At 64.1% G+C, this 20771-nt stretch carries 20 protein-coding genes; 14 read left to right on the forward strand and 6 right to left on the reverse strand.

The window, feature by feature from the left end; all coding sequences use genetic code 11:
- Positions 1 to 39 precede the first annotated feature (39 nt).
- Together AB4Y81_RS15965 and AB4Y81_RS15970 are read left to right on the forward strand one after the other, a co-directional pair.
- The gene (locus tag AB4Y81_RS15965) at positions 40 to 1599 is read left to right on the forward strand and encodes a dihydrolipoamide acetyltransferase family protein (protein WP_441996244.1); all 1560 of its coding nucleotides are present in this window, start codon (positions 40 to 42) and stop codon (positions 1597 to 1599) included.
- 37 nt (positions 1600 to 1636) lie between these two features.
- On the forward strand, positions 1637 to 2233 hold the full coding sequence (locus tag AB4Y81_RS15970; RefSeq protein ID WP_039243369.1) for a phosphatase PAP2 family protein: 597 nt from the start codon (positions 1637 to 1639) through the stop codon (positions 2231 to 2233).
- Between the two features lie 177 nt (positions 2234 to 2410).
- On the opposite strand, the gene AB4Y81_RS15975 is transcribed toward AB4Y81_RS15970, so the two are convergent.
- From AB4Y81_RS15975 to AB4Y81_RS15985, 3 genes are all read right to left on the reverse strand, one after another.
- Positions 2411 to 2722 carry a hypothetical protein gene (locus tag AB4Y81_RS15975; RefSeq protein ID WP_018779837.1) on the reverse strand — a complete coding sequence of 104 codons (312 nt, stop codon included), beginning with the start codon at positions 2720 to 2722 and terminating at the stop codon, positions 2411 to 2413.
- 172 nt (positions 2723 to 2894) lie between these two features.
- The gene (locus tag AB4Y81_RS15980; protein ID WP_441996245.1) at positions 2895 to 3323 is read right to left on the reverse strand and encodes a universal stress protein; all 429 of its coding nucleotides are present in this window, start codon (positions 3321 to 3323) and stop codon (positions 2895 to 2897) included.
- Complete coding sequence (locus AB4Y81_RS15985; protein WP_441996246.1) at positions 3320 to 4627, reverse strand: aminotransferase-like domain-containing protein; 1308 nt, start codon at positions 4625 to 4627, stop codon at positions 3320 to 3322. Before AB4Y81_RS15985 ends, AB4Y81_RS15980 begins: the two co-directional genes overlap by 4 nt.
- A 111-nt stretch (positions 4628 to 4738) precedes the next feature.
- Between AB4Y81_RS15985 and AB4Y81_RS15990 the strand changes: the two genes are divergently transcribed.
- The 3 genes from AB4Y81_RS15990 (at position 4739) to AB4Y81_RS16000 (ending at position 7247) form a co-directional block, all read left to right on the forward strand.
- On the forward strand, positions 4739 to 5587 hold the full coding sequence (locus AB4Y81_RS15990; RefSeq protein WP_055973546.1) for an isocitrate lyase/PEP mutase family protein: 849 nt from the start codon (positions 4739 to 4741) through the stop codon (positions 5585 to 5587).
- 99 nt (positions 5588 to 5686) lie between these two features.
- Positions 5687 to 6727, forward strand: a complete 1041-nt coding sequence (locus tag AB4Y81_RS15995) for a hypothetical protein (protein ID WP_441996247.1) — start codon at positions 5687 to 5689, stop codon at positions 6725 to 6727.
- A complete protein-coding gene (locus AB4Y81_RS16000) occupies positions 6708 to 7247 on the forward strand; it encodes a hypothetical protein (RefSeq protein WP_110506035.1) in 540 nt (179 codons plus the stop codon). Before AB4Y81_RS15995 ends, AB4Y81_RS16000 begins: the two co-directional genes overlap by 20 nt.
- Before the next feature lie 37 nt (positions 7248 to 7284).
- Here AB4Y81_RS16000 and AB4Y81_RS16005 read toward each other — a convergent pair whose 3' ends face one another.
- Both AB4Y81_RS16005 and AB4Y81_RS16010 read right to left on the reverse strand, forming a co-directional pair.
- Positions 7285 to 8145: a GerMN domain-containing protein gene (locus AB4Y81_RS16005; protein ID WP_227453596.1), complete on the reverse strand. Its 861-nt coding sequence runs from the start codon at positions 8143 to 8145 to the stop codon at positions 7285 to 7287.
- Between the two features lie 168 nt (positions 8146 to 8313).
- Positions 8314 to 8883, reverse strand: a complete 570-nt coding sequence (locus tag AB4Y81_RS16010) for an NAD(P)H-dependent oxidoreductase (protein WP_018779846.1) — start codon at positions 8881 to 8883, stop codon at positions 8314 to 8316.
- 124 nt (positions 8884 to 9007) lie between these two features.
- Between AB4Y81_RS16010 and AB4Y81_RS16015 the strand changes: the two genes are divergently transcribed.
- From AB4Y81_RS16015 to AB4Y81_RS16055, 9 genes are all read left to right on the forward strand, one after another.
- Entirely contained in the window at positions 9008 to 9622 is a 615-nt protein-coding gene (locus AB4Y81_RS16015) for a TetR/AcrR family transcriptional regulator (RefSeq protein ID WP_055973619.1), read from the forward strand.
- A gap of 310 nt (positions 9623 to 9932) precedes the next feature.
- A complete protein-coding gene (locus AB4Y81_RS16020) occupies positions 9933 to 10916 on the forward strand; it encodes an ABC transporter permease (RefSeq protein WP_018779848.1) in 984 nt (327 codons plus the stop codon).
- On the forward strand, positions 10916 to 11884 hold the full coding sequence (locus AB4Y81_RS16025; RefSeq protein ID WP_441996248.1) for an ABC transporter permease: 969 nt from the start codon (positions 10916 to 10918) through the stop codon (positions 11882 to 11884). The genes AB4Y81_RS16020 and AB4Y81_RS16025 overlap by 1 nt, the downstream gene beginning before the upstream one ends.
- Positions 11884 to 14043: a dipeptide ABC transporter ATP-binding protein gene (locus tag AB4Y81_RS16030; RefSeq protein WP_018779850.1), complete on the forward strand. Its 2160-nt coding sequence runs from the start codon at positions 11884 to 11886 to the stop codon at positions 14041 to 14043. Before AB4Y81_RS16025 ends, AB4Y81_RS16030 begins: the two co-directional genes overlap by 1 nt.
- Before the next feature lie 76 nt (positions 14044 to 14119).
- Entirely contained in the window at positions 14120 to 15847 is a 1728-nt protein-coding gene (locus AB4Y81_RS16035) for an ABC transporter family substrate-binding protein (protein WP_055973534.1), read from the forward strand.
- Positions 15848 to 16039: 192 nt separating this feature from the next.
- Positions 16040 to 17095, forward strand: coding sequence for a Gfo/Idh/MocA family protein (locus AB4Y81_RS16040; RefSeq protein ID WP_441996249.1), 1056 nt, complete (start codon positions 16040 to 16042; stop codon positions 17093 to 17095).
- Positions 17096 to 17228: 133 nt separating this feature from the next.
- The gene (locus AB4Y81_RS16045; protein WP_416430206.1) at positions 17229 to 17957 is read left to right on the forward strand and encodes a hypothetical protein; all 729 of its coding nucleotides are present in this window, start codon (positions 17229 to 17231) and stop codon (positions 17955 to 17957) included.
- A gap of 89 nt (positions 17958 to 18046) precedes the next feature.
- Positions 18047 to 18598: an RNA polymerase sigma factor gene (locus AB4Y81_RS16050; RefSeq protein WP_018779854.1), complete on the forward strand. Its 552-nt coding sequence runs from the start codon at positions 18047 to 18049 to the stop codon at positions 18596 to 18598.
- Positions 18595 to 19392 (forward strand): hypothetical protein, encoded by a 798-nt coding sequence (locus AB4Y81_RS16055; RefSeq protein ID WP_441996250.1) that lies wholly within the window; start codon positions 18595 to 18597, stop codon positions 19390 to 19392. The genes AB4Y81_RS16050 and AB4Y81_RS16055 overlap by 4 nt, the downstream gene beginning before the upstream one ends.
- 120 nt (positions 19393 to 19512) lie before the next feature.
- Here AB4Y81_RS16055 and ald read toward each other — a convergent pair whose 3' ends face one another.
- Complete coding sequence (gene ald / locus AB4Y81_RS16060) at positions 19513 to 20631, reverse strand: alanine dehydrogenase (protein WP_018780201.1); 1119 nt, start codon at positions 20629 to 20631, stop codon at positions 19513 to 19515.
- Positions 20632 to 20771 lie beyond the last annotated feature (140 nt).

The following is a 20771-nucleotide window of genomic DNA, read 5'->3' on the forward strand; positions in this document are numbered from 1 at the left end:
CGGCTTCGCGGCCTGGTAACCGGAAAATCGAGGACCCCTGTGACTGTAAAGAAATTCAACCTGCCGGACGTCGGAGAAGGCCTGACCGAGGCCGAGGTAGTTGCCTGGAAGGTCAAACCGGGCGACACCGTTGCGATCAACGACGTTCTCTGTGAGATCGAGACCGCCAAGTCCCTCGTTGAACTGCCGTCGCCCTTTGCCGGCACGGTCACGGAGTTGTTGGTGGAAGAAGGCATAACCGTGGAGGTGGGAACGGCGATCATCGCTGTCTCGGAAGGTCAGGACGGCGACGCCCAAGCCGCCCCCGACGCCCCGGCCCCTGCGGCGGTCGCCGAGGAAACGTTCACTCCCCTGTACGGTAAGCTCACCGCCGAGGCCGGCGAACAGCCCGCCGGCGGCCCCCTGGTCGGTTCGGGTCCCAAGGCCGACGCCGTCAAGCGCCGTGCCCGCAAACGCCCCGCCGGCGCTGTGGTTGAGGCTGCCGGAGTCGCCGAAAACGCTGAAGGAACCGTGCAGGACAACCAAGCGGTCCTGGCAGCGAAAGCAGCCGAAGCGCCGGTTTCGCAGCGCCCGACGCAGGCCCGCGCCGTCGTCGAACCCCTGCATCAGGCGCCGGCAGCCCCGGCGGCGCAACCTCCTGCGCAGCAGCCCGCGGCCACCCGAGGCGCGGCTTTCGGCGGCACCATCAGCGGTTTGGTCAACAAAGTTCTGGCCAAGCCGCCGGTACGCAAGTTTGCCCGTGACCTTGGTATCGACCTCGCCGATGTCGTGGCCACGGGGCAACGCGGTGAAGTGACCCGTGAGGACCTGGTGAGTTACCAGGCCCAGCGCGACGCCGAGCTCGATCAGGCAGACACGTTCTGGGGCGCCTCGAGGAAGCCGCAGGAGCAGCGGGTCGAACGCGTGCCGGTCAAGGGCGTACGCAAAGCCACAGCCAAGGCCATGGTGGAATCCGCCTTCTCGGCGCCCCACGTCAGCATCTTTGTGGATGTCGACGCCAGCCGGACCATGGAGTTCGTCAAGCGGCTCAAGGTTTCGCGTGATTTTGAAGGTATTAAGGTCTCTCCGCTGCTCATCCTGGCCAAGGCCGTCATTTGGGCAGCAGCCCGAAACCCCAGCGTCAACGCCACCTGGGTTGAGGACGCTGACGGCAAGGGCGGGGCCGAGATCCAGATCAAGCACTTCATGAATCTGGGAATCGCCGCAGCTACCCCGCGCGGCCTCATGGTCCCGAACATCAAGGACGCCCAGGACCTTTCCCTCAAGGAACTTGCCCTGGCGCTCAATGAGCTGGCAACCAAGGCCCGCGCGGGAAAGACGCAGCCTGCCGAGATGCAGGGCGGTACTTTGACCATCACGAACATCGGTGCACTGGGAATCGATACCGGCACACCGATCATCAACCCGGGCGAAGTGGCGATCATTGCTTTCGGCACCATAAAGCAGAAGCCGTGGGTTCTGGATGGCGAAGTGATTCCGCGGTGGATTACCACCCTTGGCGGTTCCTTCGACCACCGGGTGGTCGATGGCGACTTGTCGGCGCGCTTCATGGCAGATGTTGCTGCCATTCTTGAGGAACCGGCGCTGCTGCTTGACTGAACAGAAGACAGAAGCGGGCCACACGCCGCCCCAGCTGGTGACAGGTCCGTGGCGGACCTTGGCCCGCGTCCTGACGGAGGTTTTCCAGCCACCGGCCGTTGTCCTGGTCCTGCTGCTGATCAGTCCTGCGATCGAGCCTGGATTCCCGGGAACCATGTGGTTCGGGCTGCTGGGAGCGTTTTTTGTTTGCGTGCTGCCACTGGCCTATGTCCTGGTGATGGTCAAGCTGGGCCGGATCACCGACCACCATGTCAGCGACAGGCGGCAGAGGCCGGCGTTGCTTCTGATGGCACTCATATCCGTGGTGCTTGGATTGTTCGTGCTGCAGTTGCTGGGTGGGCCGGTCAGTGTGTCCGTGATGATCATCGCCTTGATCGGGGGCATCGCGGTTCTGGCTGTTGTCAGTGCTTTTTGGAAGATGAGCGGGCACGCTTCCGCACTGGCGGCGGCCGTGGTCATCGCTATCCTCATGTTCGGTCCCGGGTGGCTTCCGCTGCTGGTGCTCGTACCTGCCGTGGGCTGGTCGCGGCTCGTCCTTCGCGCCCATACTCTGGGGCAGGTCATAGCGGGATCATTGTTCGGTGGCATTGTGATTGCAGGCCTGTGGTGGCTGCTGCGGGAGCTCATGCTCTAGCAGCGCAGTCGCAGCCGTGGAGGCCGGTCCGCCACGAGCTCTGCGCCGTCGACTGTGGCAATCCGGAAGCACCTGGCCAACTCCCTACTTGCTCGGCGCTGCCTGGCTGGCCGTGGGGCCAACGGTCTTCCTGGTCCGCCGCAGGCGGCCTGGTGCCCGGGAAGCCCTTGAATTCGGCTAGAACGCCGGGTAGTTCACCAGCAGTGCCTGGAGCTCGGTCGTCGACATGTGGTTGGCCAGCTCAACACTGATACCCATGGCAACCGCCGCTACGGTGACCATCGCAACGCAGGCCAGGGAGAGGAAGCGCCAATCCTTGCGGAACACGCTGCCGATGGTCTCGGGCATCTCGAGGCCCGGAGTGATCATGTTCGGAGCGCTGTCCCAGGAGCCGTCATCGAGCATTGCGATGACCTGGTTGTTGGCGCGGTCGTAGCGCATGGTGCTGATGGTGTTGCCGTGGCGGGCAAGCAGGATGTCGTGGCCCACGCGCTGGCGCGGCTGCAAGGTAAGCAAGAAAGTTCCCCTGAAATCGAGAAGTGGATGGCGGCTCACGCCATTGGGGGCATCTCGATTTTATAACGGTTCGGTTTGCTGACCGGCCCGAAATACGCCAAACGCCGGGTGAGTCTCCCCACCCGGCGCAGTGATTCAGCTCGCTTTAGGGCTGGTCGGTCTTGGCGATGTACACATCGCAGGGGGCCGTGTGGGCTACCGTGTTGGCAACGCTGCCGAGGACGCGGCCCAGGCCCTGCATGCGTCGGTTGCCCACGACGATCAGGCGGGCGTTCTGCATCTCGGCCTCCTTGACCAAGGCCTCGCCCGGCTTGCCGCGGGCTGCGGAGTAGGTCACTTCGAGGCCTTCGTGAGCGAGGCGCTCGGCAACGGTGCGGGCTACGGTTTCGGCTTCGGCGGCGTCGGACACGATCCACTTGTCGGTGCCGATTTCAACCACCTCGGTCCGGTTGCTGTCGAAGGCGCTGACAACGCGCAGGCTGGCTCCCAGTCCGAGCGCCAGCTGCTGTGCTGCCTGCGCCGCCCTCATCGCCGTCTCGCTGCCGTCGACTCCTACAATCACAACTCCGGTCATTGTGCTGCTCCTTCAGTGGTGGCTTTGATGGCTTCTGCCAGGACAGGTGCCAGGCGTCGCACGCCTTCGGCAATGGTATCCGGCGGCACCGCGCTGAAGGCGAGGCGCAGTTTGTTGGAGGGGCCGTCGGCGGGCGAGAAGGCTGCGCCCGGGATGAAGACGACGCCGGTGTCGATCGCCTTTCCGAGGAGCGGATAGGTGTCCACGCCCTCGGGCAGAGTGACCCACACGAAGAAGCCGCCGGCCGGCCGGGTCCACGAGAGGCCCGCGGGCATGTACTCGTCCAGCGCGGACAGCAGGGCCTCGCAACGCTCGGAGTAGAGCGTCCGGTAGGTGTCGATCTGTCCCTGCCAGTCGTAATCGCGCAGGTAGGCCGAGACGATCATCTGGTTCAGCGGCGGCGGGCAGAGTGTCACGGCCTCGGACGCCAGGTAGAAGCGCCGTTGCAGATGGGCGGGAACCAGCGCCCAGCCGATCCGCAGTCCGGGGGCGAAAATCTTGGAGAAGGACCCGAGGTAGATCACGTCATCCGGGTTCGCCGCACGCATGGGGGCGATGGGATGACCGTCAAAACGCAGGAGTCCGTAGGGGTTGTCCTCGAGAACGATAATATTCGCTTCGCGGCATATGTCGACGATGCGCTGCCGGCGTTCCTGCGCCAGTGTGATTCCGGAGGGGTTGTTGAAGTTGGGAATCGTGTAGAGGAACTTGATGTTCTTGCCCTCTGACTGGAGCGCCGCGATCCTGGCCGCGAGCAGCTCCGGTACCAACCCGTCGTCGTCCATTTCCACGGGTTCCACTTGGACTTGGTACGCCTCGAACGTGTTCAGGGCGCCCACATAGGTGGGGTTTTCCACCAGGACCACATCTCCGGGGTTGCAGAAGACCTTGGTGGCGACATCCTGCGCGGACTGCGATCCGGCCGTGATGACGACGTTTTCGGGCCGGGCGTCGGTGATTCCTTCAGCGGCCATGATGTCGCAGATCTGCGCGCGCAGTTCTTCCGTGCCTTGGCCGCCGCCGTATTGCAGGGCGGTCATTCCTTCCTCAGCAATGATCCGCGCGGCAGTCTGGCCGAGCTTCTCCAAGGGCAGGGACTGCAGGTACGGGTTGCCTCCGGCGAGGGAGACAAGGCCCGGCTGCATGGAGATGTCGAAGACATCGCGGACAGCGGATTGCTTGATGTTGGCGGCCCGCGCGGAGAACAGTTCCTCGTGCGGGTGAGCGGCCGTGGCGGCCCGCTCAATGGCGTCGATGGCTTCAGCGGGCAGCGTTGCGCCGGCATCCAATGTTTCGTGGGTCACAGTCTCAGGATACTCCCCGATGTTGCTAATTAGGCAACACTTGTTTTCGAATCCGACATGCATTTTGAGGCCGAGCTTTACGCCACGGATGTGAGCGGTTGGAATGTAGCTATGACAGCGCACCGGGGATCCGTGACCAAGGCCGAACAGTTCCACAAACTCCACGACGCCGGGCCCACGCCGCTGGTGCTCGTGAACGTGTGGGACGCGGCCTCCGCCCGTGTCGTCCAGGAAGCCGGTGCGACGGCGATCGCCACCTCAAGCTCCGCCGTATCCTGGAGCCTGGGCTTCCGGGATGGGGACCATGTGCCGTGGGGTTTGGCGATGGCCGCACTGGGCCGGGTGGTGGGCGCGACCACGCTGCCGGTCACGGCGGACATCGAAACGGGCTACGGACGTACCGATGACGAGCTCCGGGCCACGGTCCACGCCGTCCTGGACGCCGGGGCCGTGGGGATCAACATCGAAGACTCGGCTGCCGAGCCGCTCACCGACATCGACGAGCAATCGCGCCGGATCGCATTGATCCGCCTGGTCGCTGACGAGCGCGGGATCCCGTTGTTCATCAATGCCCGCACCGACACCTATCTTTCAGGCCGCTTCGCGGACACCGCCTACGAGGAAACCCTTCGCCGTGCCGAGTCGTACCTCACCGCAGGGGCCAGCGGCATCTTCGTGCCCGGCGTCGTTGATTTGCACGTCCTGCACCAACTTTCCAGCCAAATCCCGGCGCCGCTCAATGCGCTGGCTGGAGTTGGGGCGCCGTCGCCCCTTGAACTGCATGACGCCGGTGTCCGTCGCGTCAGCATCGGCGGCAACACGGCCAAGGCGGCTTACGCCAAGGTGGCGCGCGTGGCCAAGGAGATTCTGGGGGACGGAAATTGGGCAGGTCTCGCCGGCACCCGCAGCCACGACGAAATGGATGCGTTATTCGAACAGGGTCCCAAATACAGCCTGTGAACCGGCATTAAGCGCACGACGACGGTGCCCGGCTTTAATGTCGGACCCCGCCGATAGCTTGGGAACAGAAAGAAGGCATCGCGGCGAAGGGAGGGGCGCATGGCACGGCGCAGTGTGCAGTTCTGGCGGATCGAGCAACTGAACGGCGCCGATCTCGTCCGTCCGTTCCCAGCGCGCCGCGTGGCCGAAGTCCTGATGAAGGCCCGGGAAGCCGGAACGGACAGACATTTCACCAGTGCGGACGGGACAGTGATGCTTGCCCAGGCGGTAGCAACATCGCCCTATCCGGTGCTGCTTCTCGACCGCGTCCGGGATACCAATCTGCCCAGTGTTGGCGATGCGCTGGGCAGGCGGAAGCCGTTGCCCCTGGGGCCCGGGGATCATTTGCTGGAAACCACCTACTTCGCCTTCCTCAAGCGCAACGTGATGGCTGTGCTCACTACTGGAAACGGACCCAGGGCGTCCAGGATGGGGGAGTACCTGGAGGGGATGCTGGGATTGGAACCCGTTCTGGTTCCCGTGGTGAGGGAAGACATCGAGGAAATCCTTGACCGGCTGGAGGTGAGCCGTTTCGAGTTTGCCCTGCCCGCCGAGCGTCTGTCGGGAAAGCTGATGGAAGGCGAATGGGCTGACGTTCTGGACAGTGCCTCGCGCCTGATGAACCAAGGAACCTTCCGGATCTCCCTGAGCGTCGGCAGGTCAGGAAGTGCCAGTGACAAGCGGCGGATCCGGGAGCGCATTCAACGGTTGATCGATCTTTTCCGCCAGGCAGGTTCCGTGGAGCATTTCGACTACGTGGTGGCGGAGGGAAAGGACTCCCTGACCGGTGACCGCGAGGTGGTGGACCTGCTGAAGGAGCGGTTCATCTCGCACATCGAAGTGGACCCGGATGTCTTCAACGACCCGCAGAAGTCCACTGCGGAGGCCATTGCGATCCTCAACAGGCAGGCCAGGGACAACGAGCCGTTCTTCGCCAGGACGTTGCCGGACGTCAAGGGAACTGCTGACTCCAGTCTGGTTCCGGACCTGGTCGCAGGCGGGATGGCCACCGTGCGTGCAGCTCTCGCCGCGGCAGTAGTGAGAGCCGAAGGAGCCGGGGAGCCCCAGGACGGGTCGGGTCATGAGCTTGTACGAGGTTGACGTTGACCGCCCTGGCCGCCGCAGGCCGTTGTGGCGTTGGTTTCTGCTGCATCCAACAGCCGACTACCTGTGGGCTGCCTTGGCCCTCACCCTCTGGGTGGGCATCGCTGCCATGGCCGGACAACCTCTCTTGCTGGAACGTGTGGACCCCGGTGCGCGGCGGGCCTTGTTTCAAACTCTGGCCACCTTGGCCGGAGCCACAGCCGGGCTCACCCTCACGAGTGTCTCCATGCTGATCAATGTGCTGGGGAAAAAGTCTGCGCCGGGCCAGCGCGAGCTCCCGCTGGAGAGGCTGTCAGCTACCCACCGCCGCCAGATCGGCGAAGTGTTCCTGTTCGCCATTCCCGGGCTGGGACTTCTGGTGGTTGCAGCGTTGGTCACGGTTGTCCTCGAAGGTGACGCGCGGACGGGCCTGTGGATTCCCGAGGCTGTGACCTTACTGCTGACGTTCGCCTCAGTACTGGCTTTGTTGCGCGTGGCCTGGGCTCTCAGGCGGGTGCTGGCGATCGCAACGGCCTAGCCGCTCCCGCCCCTCCGCCACGTACGCAACGCAACCCTCAGCGCACGCTCAGTGCCTCCGTGAGGGTGCGTCCGTTGACGTAGATCTCGGCCCGCGACGCCCCCGTGGCCGATACAACGGTGTGGGTCAGCTGGGCCTGGATCCGGGGAATGTCGCAGACTCCGGCGGGTCGGAGTGATCCGCTGAGGTTCACCACAACCGTGGATCCACTCATGTAGCCGGAAAGAAATTTCAGCGAAGAGTCCGCGAGCGAGTCGTAGAGAGCAGCGTCGCTGTCCACGGGCATGCCGGCTTCCAGCAAGCGCCCCAGGGCCACGGACAAAGGATCGCCCGGAACTTCCACTCCACGTACCGGAACCAGGCTGTCGTTGCAGCCGAACCGCACGCCGCGCGCCCCGCCGTCGTCGATAGCGACGTAGTACACCGCCGGGCCGGAACCGCCGGAACCCACCGGGACTACCGTGGCCGTCGCTGATGGTTCGGGGGCGCTGGTGCCGGGTTCAGGCGAAGGCTCGACGGCGGGAAGCGGCGTGTTCGTACCCGGTGGGCCGCTGGACGGAGCCGAAGAAGGGGCACGAGCAGCAGTCGCAGTGGGGTCAGGGGATGGTGCTGCAGGAGGCGGTGCCGCTGGGACGGCAACCGAGGGAATCCCCGCAGCCGAGGCAACGGCAGCAGGCGGGTCAGTGGACGGGGCAGGAGCCGCGGACAGGCTGGGTGCGGCAGGCGATGGCAGGGTGACCGTGGGGAGGGAGGTGCGCGTTGGTGACGTGACAGCTTCCGGGGCCGGGGTGCAGCCGGCCAACCAGAGCGCCAAACCGAGGCACGCAGCTGTGATCGCCGTCGTACTCCTGGTTCCCCGTCCGGCATGCATGACAGCCCCGCGCTCCTGTCCGTCCACCTGTACTTCCAACGTTAGGACGGGATCCCGGAGCGCGTAATGCCGCTATGGTGACGGTTCGGACAAGAGTTGATCACGCACCCCGGCGTCGGCCGGAAAGACTGACGGCCGGAAAGACGAATGCCCCCACCCCGCAAGAAGCGGAGCGGGGGCAGGGCAACCGGAAAACTAGGCTGCTGCTTCTTCGTCCTCCTGGGCGGCGGTCAGCGGCTCGAAGATGCCCTTGATCTGCTCTACGACCTCGGCGTCGTCCTTGGGGTGCAGTTCAGCGAAGCGGATCATGGACCCCGGGACGGCCAGCTTCACGTCTTCGAGGACCTTCGCGCCGGCAATGCCGACAGCCTTGCGGGCTTCGTCCTGTGCCCAGACTCCGCCGTACTGGCCGAAGGCGGTTCCGACGACGGCGGTCGGCTTGCCGGAGAGGGCGCCGGCGCCGAAGGGGCGGGACAGCCAGTCGATGGCATTCTTCAGCGAAGCGGGGACAGTGCCGTTGTGCTCGGGGGTGACCAGCAGGATGGTGTCGGCGTCGTTTGCTGCGGCGCGGAGGGCTGCGGCTTCGGCGGGAACCTGGCCTTCGACGTCGATGTCCTCGTTGTAGAACGGGATGTTGCCCAGGGAGTCGTGGATCTGGACGTCAACGTTCTCGGGCGCGTTCAGCTGGATGGCTTCGGCGAGCTTCTTGTTGTGGGAATCGGCGCGGAGGCTGCCGACGAGGGTCAGAACGGTGCTCTTGGACATGCTGTCTCCTTGTGTCTGGCCGGGTCTGTGGGAACCCGGCCTGCGGTTTCTGGGGCTTTGGAGCCTTCACCGATACTAAACGGACTACGGTCCGGTTTCTATTCCCGGGTCTAGAATGTTTCTTGTGAGCTTCATCCCCCTCCAGCCTGACGCGCCCTTGGGGACGCCAGGACTGCCGCACGAACGCAGCGACGCCGCGCGGAACCGCGAGCGCTTGCTGTGCGCTGCCCGTGAGCTGGTGGACGAGTTCGGCGCCGACGCGCTGACCATGGACGCCCTCGCGTGCAAAGCGAAGGTGGGCAAAGGCACCGTCTTCCGGCGGTTTGGCAGCCGGGCCGGGCTCATGATGACCCTGCTCAGTGACGCCGAGTCCGAATTCCAGCGCGGCTTCATGTTCGGGCCTCCGCCGTTGGGCCCGGGCGCGTCGCCAGAAGACCGCTTGGTGGCTTTCGGTGAAGGGCGGATCTATTTCGTCCTGGAAAACGGTGAGCTTCTGAAGGCTGCCGGCGCGGCAACCCGCAACAGATTCGATGTCCCCGCGACGAAGCTTTCGCACCGGCACATGGAGGTCCTGCTGCGGGAGGCGGGCATCGCGGATCCCTGGGTTATGGCCATGTCCCTGACCTACGCCCTGGACCCTGAGCGGATCGTCGACGACGTGCGCGTTCGGGGCATTTCGCCGCGGCGCCTCACGGACTCCTGGCGTGAACTCATCACCCGGCTCCTGAAGACCACCTAGCTCGAAGTTCCCGCTGGGGTCCCGGCTTATGGCTTCCCAAGTGGCGTCGTCGCCGTTTTCGTGACGCAGTCTGCACATAACAATCTGGCTGCAGGCGCGAAACTGGCCGCCCGGAAGCAAAACGTGAAGCAGTTATTGTGGTAGTTTCCTCTTGAATGTGACGCATGCCATACAGGGCTGGTGATCACTGAAGGGGGTGTGGGGGACACCAAGAACCCGCTGCATCAATTCGTAGCTGACGCCGGCCACAGCCGGGAACCGCGGAAGGACGAGCTTTGAGTTTTGCCACGATTCGGGGCAGCCACCCGACATGCTGAAATATCTGCTGAAGCGCTCAGGCATCTACCTGATCATGATCTTCCTGACCACCAGCGCCGGGTATTTCCTGGCCGTCTCATCGCTTAAACCGGCCGTCCTGGAACAAGAGAAGATCCCCCGGCCAACCCCTGAGCAGGTAGCTGCGTCTTTCCGTGGACTGGGCTTGGACCCGGACTTGAACCCTTGGGAACGCTACATCCAGTGGCTCGGTGGCATCGTCACCCGCTGGGACTGGGGCCGCAGCCCGAACGGCGCGTACGTCAACGCAGAGTTCGCGGACCGCGTCATGGTCTCCACCCGGTTGTTCATCGCCTCGATCATCCTGACGTTGATCATCGGAGTGGCGCTGGGCGTTTACTCCGCAGCACGGCAATACAAGTTCCAGGACCGCGCCATCACGTCCTACAGCTACTTGGTCCACATCCTTCCCGCGCCCATTGCCTATTTCCTGGTGCAGCTGGGTGCCATCAGCATCAATGAGGCTGTCGGCGAGCGCATCTTCTTCGTGACGGGAATTTCGACGCCGGGAATAGACCCGGGTTGGCCCGCCTTCGTTGACCTTGTGGCCCACTACGCCGTGCCCACCTTCGCGATGACCGTCTTCGGCTGGGCCGGTTACCAGATCGCCCAGCGGCAATACCTCCTGGACAACGTAAACGCAGACTTCGTCCGCACTGCCCGGGCCAAGGGGCTCACCCGCAACCAGGCCATCCGAAAGCATGCGTTGCGTGTCTCGTTCATCCCGGTGGCCCAGAGCATCGCATTCACCATTCCCGCCATCTTCACGGGCGGCTTCTTCGCCGAGGCCATCTTCGCCTGGCCGGGCATCGGCCTGTGGAGCATCCAGTCCATCGGCCTGCAGGACGTCAACGTTGCCACTGCCACGCTGGCCTATGGCTCAGTCATCTTCGCAATCGGCGCCATCCTGGCCGACTTCGCCACCACGCTGGTCGATCCACGAGTGAGGGTCCAGTAATGACAAACATCATTGACCCGATCGCCGAAATCGACGAGTCCCGTGTAGCCGACCAGGACGTCGTCATCGGCAAGTCCCGGATCATCTTCCGTCGCTTCATGCGGAACCGGACCGCCGTCGCCGGTTTGTTCATCTTCGTGGCGCTGTTCCTGTTCTCCCTGTTCGGCGGATTCCTGACTCCATGGGACAAGGACACCATCGATCCTTTGAACATCGGCATGGGTCCGTCGCCGGATCATCTCCTGGGCACCACGCAGGCCGGCATCGACCTCATGGCGCTCATTGTCGAGGGCACCAGGATCTCGATCTTCATCGGCCTGATCGTGGGCGGCGTGTCCGTCGTGATCTCGGCGGTCTACGGCTGCACCATGGCCTTCTTTGGCGGCAAGGTGGATGCCACCATGCTGTTCATCCTGGAGGCGCTCATCATGATGCCCGCCATCCTGGTAGTGGCGGTGGCCACCAGCGGCAGCGGCGGGCTCAAGAACCTTCCCAGCTGGCTGCTGCTGATCGTCGTCCTGCTGTTCTTCAGCTGGATGGGTACCGCCCGTCTGGTGCGCTCGTTGTCGATGTCGCTCATGCAGCGCGACTACGTCAAAGCCGCCAAGTACATGGGGGTCCCCTCCCGCCGCATCGTGTGGCGCCACCTGGTTCCGAACATCGGCTCCTTGCTGGTCCTCGACTTCACCCGAGGCATCACCGGTGCCGTGCTGGCCGAAGTGGCGTTCTCTTTCATCGGCATCGGCATCAAACTCCCTGACGTCAGCCTCGGTGTCCTGATCGGCCAGGCTACGGGCCAGGTGTCCTCCTTCCCGTGGATGTTCTGGGTCCCGCTCACCGTCATGTTCCTGCTGACCGGTTCGCTGGCCATGATGAACGACGGACTCCGTGACGCCTTCGACCCCAGCTCCAGCTCCATCGGCCGGGCGAAGCGGACCAAGCCCCAGACTGCGAAGGTGGCCAACTGATGAGCACCAACACCACTCCCGCCGAGCGCCTCCGCGACGCCGGACTTTACGCCCCCGGCGACGCCGTCCTCAGCGTCCGCGACCTGAACGTCCGCTTCAACTCCGAGAACGGCGTGGTCCATGCTGTCCGAGGCGTCGACTTCGACCTCATGCCGGGCAAGACCCTGGGCATCGTGGGCGAGTCCGGCTCCGGCAAGTCCGTGACGTCCATGGCCATCATGGGTCTCCTCCCCGAAACCGCTGACATCACAGGCTCCGTCCGCTACAAGGGCAAGGAACTCCTTGGCCTGAGCGACAAAGCAATGTGCAAGCACCGCGGCAGCGACATCGCCATGGTGTTCCAGGATCCGCTGTCCTCCCTGACGCCCGTCTATACAGTGGGCAACCAGATCATCGAGGCGCTGACGGTCCACAACCCGACCATGAGCAAGCAGGCCAAAGAAGCCCGCGCCGTCGACCTCTTGCGTATGGTGGGGATCCCGAGCCCCAAGGACAGGCTGAAGGCCTTCCCGCACGAGTTCTCCGGTGGTATGCGCCAGCGCGTCATGATCGCCATCGCGATCGCCAACGATCCGCGGGTACTCATCGCTGATGAACCCACGACGGCGCTCGACGTCACCATCCAGGCGCAGGTGCTCGAAGTCCTGCACACCGCGCAGGAGGAGACCGGCGCCGCCGTCGTCATGATCACGCACGACCTCGGCGTGGTCGCCGGCATGGCCGACGACATCATGGTCATGTACGCGGGCAAGCCCGTGGAGACCGGCACTGTGGAGGACATCTACTACAACCCCCGGATGCCCTACACGCTGGGCCTGCTGGGTGCTGTCCCGCGCGTGGACACAGCCACCAAGCAGTCGCTGGTTCCCATCGAGGGGACCCCACCCAACCTCGCGTTGCCGGTGACAGGCTGCTCCTTCGCGGCCCGTTGCCCCATGGTCAGCGACGCCTGCCTGCACGGCGAGCCGGAGCTCATTTCAGTACCCGGATCCGAGACCGGGACGTTGGACCACAAGGCAGCCTGCATCAAATCCGGCGAGCTTTCCGGCAATGCGGACGCGCACCGGATTTTCCACGCGCCGCCCAAACCGGTTTCCAAGTTCGACGGCGTTGCCCGCACCGAACGCGACAAGGTCCTGGAACTCAAGGACGTCAAGAAGCACTTCCCCCTGCTGAAGGGTGCTCTCATCAAACGGCGGATCGGCACGGTCAAGGCCGTGGACGGGCTCAGCTTCGATATCCGCGAGGGCGAGTGTGTCTCGATCGTGGGTGAGTCCGGCTGCGGTAAGACCACCACGCTCCTGGAGATCATGGAATTCCACCCGGACCAGGTGGGCGAAGTGGTCATCGGCGGTGTCAGCAACAAGGTAGCCACCGACCACAAGACCAAAATGGCCATGCGCAAGGAAATGCAGATGGTCTTCCAGGACCCCACGGGTGCCCTGGACCCACGCTTCACCGTGTACGAGGTCCTGGCCGAGCCCCTGGAGAACCTGGGAATGCCCAAGGCCGCCATCAGGAAACGCATCATGGAACTCATGAAGCTGGTGGGCCTGCAGCCTGACCACGTCAACCGCTTCCCCAACCAGTTCTCCGGCGGCCAGCGGCAACGCATCGGCATAGCCCGGGCGCTCGCAGTCAACCCCAAGCTGGTTGTCCTGGACGAACCCGTGTCCGCGCTGGATGTGTCCGTCCAGGCCGGGGTCATCAACTTGCTGGACAAGCTCCGCGCCGAACTTGGCCTCAGCTACCTCATGGTCGCCCACGACCTCTCGGTCGTCCGCCATATCTCGGACCGGGTGGCCGTGATGTACCTGGGCAAGATCGTGGAAACCGGGAACGTGGACGACGTCTTCGACAACCCGCGGCACCCCTACACCCGGGCCCTGCTGTCCGCGATCCCGGTTCCGGACCCGAACCTGGAACGTACCCGCGAACGCATCATCCTGCAGGGTGACCTGCCCAGCCCGCTTGATGCGCCCAAGGGTTGTAACTTCGCTACACGTTGCCCGGTGTTTGCCGCGCTTCCTGCCGCAAAGCAGGAGAAGTGCCTTACTCTGGAGCCGCCACTGACTTCCGAGGCGGAGGGTGCGCAGGACTTTGCCTGCTTCTTCCCGGACGGAGAGCTGGATGCCGAGATGCTGGTGGTGCATGCCTGACGACATATGACGCATTGAATAAATCCCTGGTCTCAACTCGCAAAGTTATTTCAGTCGTAAACATGAAGGGCAAACCATGAAGAAGTACACGACGATCGGCGGCGTAGCACTCGCAGCAACGCTCATGCTGACCGCTTGCGGCGGGGGAACGCCGTCGGGTCCTGCCTCCCAGAAGGCAGAAGAGAGTGGCGGCGACATCAGCAAACTGATTAGCGTCAACGCCAAAGAAGCAAAGGATCTGGAACAGGGCGGCACGGTCACTTTGGCCGTCGGAAGCATTGGCCCGGACTTCAACGGCTTCTCCAACGTGGGCAACAGCGCTGATACTTCGGCCGTGATGACTCCGGTCAACACCGCTGCGATCAGCAGCGGCGGCATCGGCGGCTGCTGGAAGTTGGACTTCAACGGCAAGGCAGAGCCGAACAAGGACTTCTGCGAATCGGTGACCAGCGAAGTCAAGGACGGCAAGCAGACCATCACCATCAAGGTCAACGACAAGGCGACCTGGAACGATGGCACTCCCATTGATGTGAAGACCTTCGAGAACACGTGGAAGATGCTCCGCGGCGAAGACAAGTCCATCGACATCGTCACCGCTGGTGCCTACGCCTTCGTGGATTCGGTCAAGGCCGGTGCCAACGACAAAGAAGTCATCGTCACCACAACCCAGCCCGTCTTCCCCCTTGAAGGTCTCTTCTTCGGCCTGATCCACCCCGCCATCAATACACCCGAGATTTTCAACAAGGGCTTCGCGGGAGAAATGCACCCTGAATGGATGGCAGGTCCGTTCAAGGTGGAGAACTACGACACCACTGCCAAGACCGTCACGATGGTCCCGAACGACAAATGGTGGGGCCAGAAGCCGGTTCTCGAGAAGGTCATCTGGCGCCAGATGGAGCCGAGCGCAACCATCGCAGCGTTCAAGAATGGTGAGATCGACGCGACGAGCGGCCGTACTCTTGGCCGTTACAAGCAGCTCGAGGGCACCAAGGACGCTGACGTTCGCCGCGGCCAGCGCCTCTTCGCTGGTGGCTTGAACCTGAACGCCAAGCGCCCGGCCTTGACGGACGTTGCCGTGCGTAAGGCAATCTTCACCGCCGTGGACCGCAAGGCCATCCGCGACGTCCGCTTCAACGGCCTGAACTGGTCCGAAGAGAGCTCGGGCTCCATGATGCTCATGCCGTTCTCCGAGTACTACCAGGACAACTACCCCGTGAAGGATACGGGCGCTGAGGCTGCCAAGAAGGTCCTGACTGACGCCGGCTACACGGCCAACGACAAGGGAATCATGGCCAAGGACGGCGTTCCGGTCTCCTTCAAGATCACCAACTTCGGTGACGATCCCACCACGGCTGCAACCTCCCAGACCCTGCAGAAGCAGCTTCAGGCAGCCGGCATGGATGTTGGCATTGACCAGCGCGGTGACGCCGACTTCGGCAAGGTGGTTGGATCCCGCGAGTTCGATGTGACCATCTCCGGTTACACCGTGGGTGCGGACGCAACGGACGCCGTGAAGCAGTACTACGACTCCACCACCAACGAGAACGGCCTGGGCGATGCTGAGCTCGACGCCGAAATCAAGCGCCTTGCCACCATCGCCGACGATACGGAGCGCAACAAAGCGGCCATGGACGTCGAAAAGAAGCACATGGAGAAGTACTTCTCCATGGGAACCGTGCTGAACGGCCCGGAGATCCAGTTCGTGCACAAGGGCCTGGCCAACTATGGCCCGTCCCTGTTCAAGAGCCTCTCCAACGTTCCGGACTGGACCACCCTCGGCTGGGAAAAGGGCGCCAAGAAGTAGCCCCGCAGCCGTAGTTTCCTGAAGGCCGGGAATCTCCCTGAACCTGATCATCGGTTCGCGGAGGTTCCCGGCCTTCGCCGTCCCCATCGCTTGCTCACGTTCCGGGTGCTTGAATCAATCGCTTGCTCACCCGGTGATGGAGGGTTGCCGGAAAGGGGCTATTACGTGAGCGAGGATCGGTAGCCTAGGGTCATGACTTCCCAGCCGATCCGTACCGCAGTCGCAGGCTTTGGACTTTCGGGCAGTGTCTTCCACTCGCCCTACATCTCCGCCAACCCGGCCTATGAGCTCGCCGTCATCGCCACCTCGGACGCGGAACGGCAGGCCAAGGCCAAGGAACGCTATCCCCGGGCGAAGATCGTCAACACCCCTGCCGACGCCCTGGCCCTCGCCGATGAACTGGACCTCATCGTCCTCGGCACACCGCCCGCAACCCACTACCCGCTTGCTAAAGCCGCGCTGGAAGCCGGGCTCGACGTCGTCGTCGATAAGCCGTTCGTCACCCACAGTGCGCAAGGCGAGGAACTGATCCAGCTGGCAGCCAGGCTGGGCAGGGTCCTCACGGTGTATCAGAACCGGCGCTGGGACGGCGATGCGCTCACCGTGCGGAAACTGCTCGACGCCGGGAGGCTGGGTACCGTCACCCGGTTCGAGGTAGGCATGGAGCGGTGGGCGCCGGAAATTGCAAAAGCCTGGAAAGCCGGGGCCACGGTGGAGGACGGCGGCGGAGTCCTGTTCGACCTCGGGACCCACGTCCTGGACCTCGCCCTCCGGTTCTTTGGCCCGGCTACGGTCACCTACTCCGAAATCGCTGCCCGCCGCCCCCAGGAGAACGCCGACGACGACGTCTTCCTTGTCCTCCGGCACGACTCCGGTGTAATCACCCACGTCACCATCAACCTCAACAGCCACCTGCACGGCCCGCGGTTCCGGATCCTGGGCACGCAGGGTGCTTTCGCGAAGTTCGGCACGGACCCCCAGGAGCCGTTTGTCCTGGGTGGCGGGTTGCCCACGGACCCGCAGTACGGCGTCGAGCCTGAAGAGGACTACGGCATCCTGGAGGTGGACGGCCAGCGGTCCACCATCCCCACCGAGCGCGGCGCCTACCCGGAGTTCTATCGCCTCCTCGCGGAAAAGCTCGACGACGGCGGAACCGCCTCCGCGCGTCCGGCACCTGTGGATCCGGCGGACTCAGTGGCGGTCCTGAAACTCATTGAGCAGGCCCGGGATCTGGCCCGGAAAAAATAAATCTGCACGAGGCGTAACCTCACCAACGCCCCCAGCGATGTAAAGGGAGTGCGGGCCACGTCCGCACGCTGATCATCCGGCAGCCACCCAACAGCTGCCGGGGCAATCCCAAAATCGTTTGTCGGAGGGTTTCATGTCCTTGTTCACTGTCCTTGCCACCAGCAAAGTCGCCGCAGGCGTCCTGGCTGCCGGAGCTGTTGCTGTCGGCGGAACCGGCGTCGCTGCCTTCAATGGCGCTCTTCCCACCGAAATCCAGCAGACCGCCCACGACGTCGTAGGTGCACCTGCCCCCCTCGCTGCCGGAACTGCCGGTGAGGCAGCCGACGCAGCGGAAACTGCCCAGGCCAAGGCGGCAGACGCCGTCGAGACCGCCAAGGCAACAGCGAATGACGCCGCAGAAGCCGGCAAGGCAACTGCGAAGGATGCCAAGGGCGAAGTCAGCGGCGCTGCCAGTGACGCAATCAACGACGCCAAGGCAGCCCTGGAAGATGCCACGTCGCCTGAAGCATTCGGACTGTGCACTTCCTTCCTCAACGGCGGCTTGAAGGCCGACACCAAGGTTGCCGGCTTCAAGTCACTGACCATTGCTGCCGGTGGCGAGGCCAACGTCGAGGCGCACTGCGAGGCCGTGGTGGAAGCCGGCAAGGCTGCCGGACTCAAGGCTGACGGCAACGCCAAGGCAGACGCCGACGCCGATGCCTCCGTTACGTCCGGACTTCCGGCCACGCCTGCCGTCCCGGCTGTTCCGGCCACTCCCGCAGTGCCCGCCGTGCCTGCAGTCCCGGCCGTACCGTCGCTGCCTACCCAGGTCCCCACTGAGCTGCCGGCTGTTCACGGAGCACCCGTCGATTCTGTCCGCTAAGCGGAGAACGGCTACGGTTTAAAGGCAGGGCTCCTTGGCTTGATGACAAGGAGCCCTGCCTCATAACGCGGGATGGGAGGCGTCCACGGGTGCTTGAACCCTTGGCTGATGAATATGTGCAGGCGGATCACGATGATCCCGCGCTGCTCTTCACTGCTGCCTACAACGCCTTCTCCGGACCGGTCTTTGGCTATCTCAAAGCACGCGGCGTGGACGATCCCGAGGCCGTAACGCAGGACGTCTTCCTTGCCCTCTACCCCAAACTGGAGACCCTCCACGGCGGGTTGCAGGGAGCCAAGACATTGCTGTTCACCATTGCGCACGCCCGGCTGGTGGATCACTACCGGAAGCGCGAACGAACCCCCGATTCCACGCCGTACGAGGCCGACTTCGACACCCGGCGCTCACCGTCGGCCGAAGAGCAGGCATTCGGAAGGGCGTCCGGCCTGGGGGTTACGGAACTTTTGGAGGACCTGACCGAGGATTATCGGGAGGTCCTGGCACTGCGGGTCGTTGCTGACCTGTCGGTGGAAGAAACTGCGGACATCATGGGCAAATCCCAAGGGTCCGTGAAACAGCTGCAGCGCAGGGCATTGGGCGCATTGAAGAAACGTGCGCTACTAAGGAACGGCACATCATGAGCGAATACACCGCACCCGGTCGCGGCAATGACCAGCAGGCCATCGATTCCCTGCTGGCCGACGCCGGGCTTGAGGGCAGCAAGGACCTCCGCAGCGAACTTCTCGAGCTGCGTTCCCTGGCCGACACTGCTCCAATTCCGTCCGAGGCCGTTCGTGCGCTGATGGCGGGTGGGGCGATGGTTACCAGACCCGCTGTCGTAACGCCGCAAGTCCCGGCACCCGAGCAAACCCCGGCAACAGATGAGTTGGCTGCGCGGCGGTGGAAGAAGCGGCGCGCAGCCATTGCGGGCCTCGCCGTGGCGGTGTCGCTGGCCGGTGGCGCCACAGCGGCTGCCGCCTCCGCGGGCGGGATTCCCGGAGCTTTCCAGCATCTTGGCGCGGCCATCGGTTCGGTGGTTTCACAACTGGCTCCCGGCGCGGGCAATGCGCCGCAACCCGCCGCCCCTGCGGGATCGACCCCGGAACCCGGCCCTGCACATCAGGACAGTCAACCGGCAGTGGTTCCGGGACAGGCCAGCCCCAGCCCGGCGGATCCCGGGAACCCCGACGGGACACCTCACGCTGAACCGCACCCGGCGACGCCCGGAAACCCATCCCAGGATCCCAAGAGCCCGTCGCACCCCGACCCTGGCAAGCGTGTGCTCCCCACGGCTCCCTCGTTGCCGGTCACGCCTCCGGAGATCGACCCCTCAAAGCTTGATCCCTCGAAGCTCGGGCCATCGGACATCCCCGTCCCGGTCCCGTCCCAGCTGATTCCCCCGGTCCCGGAAGCCCCGAAAATCCCCGCGAAGTGACAGTTAATGCCAATGTTCCTTGGGAACATTGGCATTAACTGAGAACCCGGCAGGCGTTAAACCACGACGGCGGGGTGCGGCTTCGCGTGGAAGCTGCACCCCGCCGTCGTGGTTGGCTGCTTAGGCGGAGACCAGGCTGTGCCAGTCGTTGACGAGGGGCAGGTTGTGCGCCTCGGAAACGGAGTGGTGTGCCACGTGGCCTGCGGCGATGTTGAGGCCCGCGGCCAGGGCGGGGTCGCGGTCGAAGGCGGCCTTGACGCCCAGGTTGGCCAGTGCCACGGCGTAGCGCAGGGTGACGTTGGTCAGTGCGTACGTGGAGGTGTTCGGAACGGCGCCAGGCATGTTGGCAACGCAGTAGAAGATCGAGTTGTGGACCTTGTACGTCGGTTCCTGGTGGGTGGTGGGGTGCGTGTCCTCGAAGCAGCCGCCCTGGTCCACAGCGATGTCCACCAGGACCGAGCCCGGCTTCATGCGGGAGACGAGTTCGTTGGTGACCAGCTTGGGAGCCTTGGCGCCCGGGATCAGGACGGAGCCGATCACGAGATCTGCGTCGATGACTGACTTCTCGATCTCGTAGGCGTTGGAGGCAACGGTCTTCAGGCGGCCCTGGTAGAGGGCGTCCAGTTCGCGCAGCCGGTTGATGTTGATGTCCATGATGGTGACATCAGCACCGAGGCCCAGCGCCATGGCAGCGGCGTTGGTTCCCGCAACGCCGGCGCCGAGGACAACAACCTTGGCCGGGCGGACGCCCGGTACGCCGCCCAGGAGGACACCCTTGCCGCCGGCCGGAGCCATCAGCGAGGAAGCGCCGACCACGACGGACAGGCGGCCTGCGACCTCGGACATGGGGGCGAGCAGCGGAAGTGTGCGGCCTTCCTGCACGGTTTCGTAGGCGATGGCCGTGACGCCGGAGTTGATGAGCTCGGCGGTGAGCTCGGGTTCTGCGGCGAGGTGCAGGTAGGTGAAGAGGATCAGGCCCTTGCGGAAGCGGTGGTACTCCGCGGCGATGGGTTCCTTGACCTTCATGACCATGTCCGCGCGGCCCCACACGTCATCGGCTTCGTTGACGATTTCGGCGCCGGCGATCGAGTATTCCTCGTCGGTGATGCCCGAGCCGAGGCCTGCGCCGCGCTCAACCAGAACGGTGTGTCCGTGGGTGCGGAATTCGTGGACGCCGGCGGCCGTGATGGCTACGCGGAACTCGTTGTTCTTGATTTCTTTGGGGACGCCGATGATCATTTGCTGGCTCCATCGTTAGCGGCCTGTTCGGCCGAATATTTGCTGCGGGCTGTGATTCCAGAATAAATCCGGCTGTGAGGCAGGCGACATGGATTCCCGACCGGCCCGGGAGCAAACCCCCGGAAATTCAAGGAACTCCT

Source organism: Paenarthrobacter sp. TAF1 (assembly GCF_052113825.1).
Lineage (GTDB): Bacteria > Actinomycetota > Actinomycetes > Actinomycetales > Micrococcaceae > Arthrobacter > Arthrobacter nicotinovorans.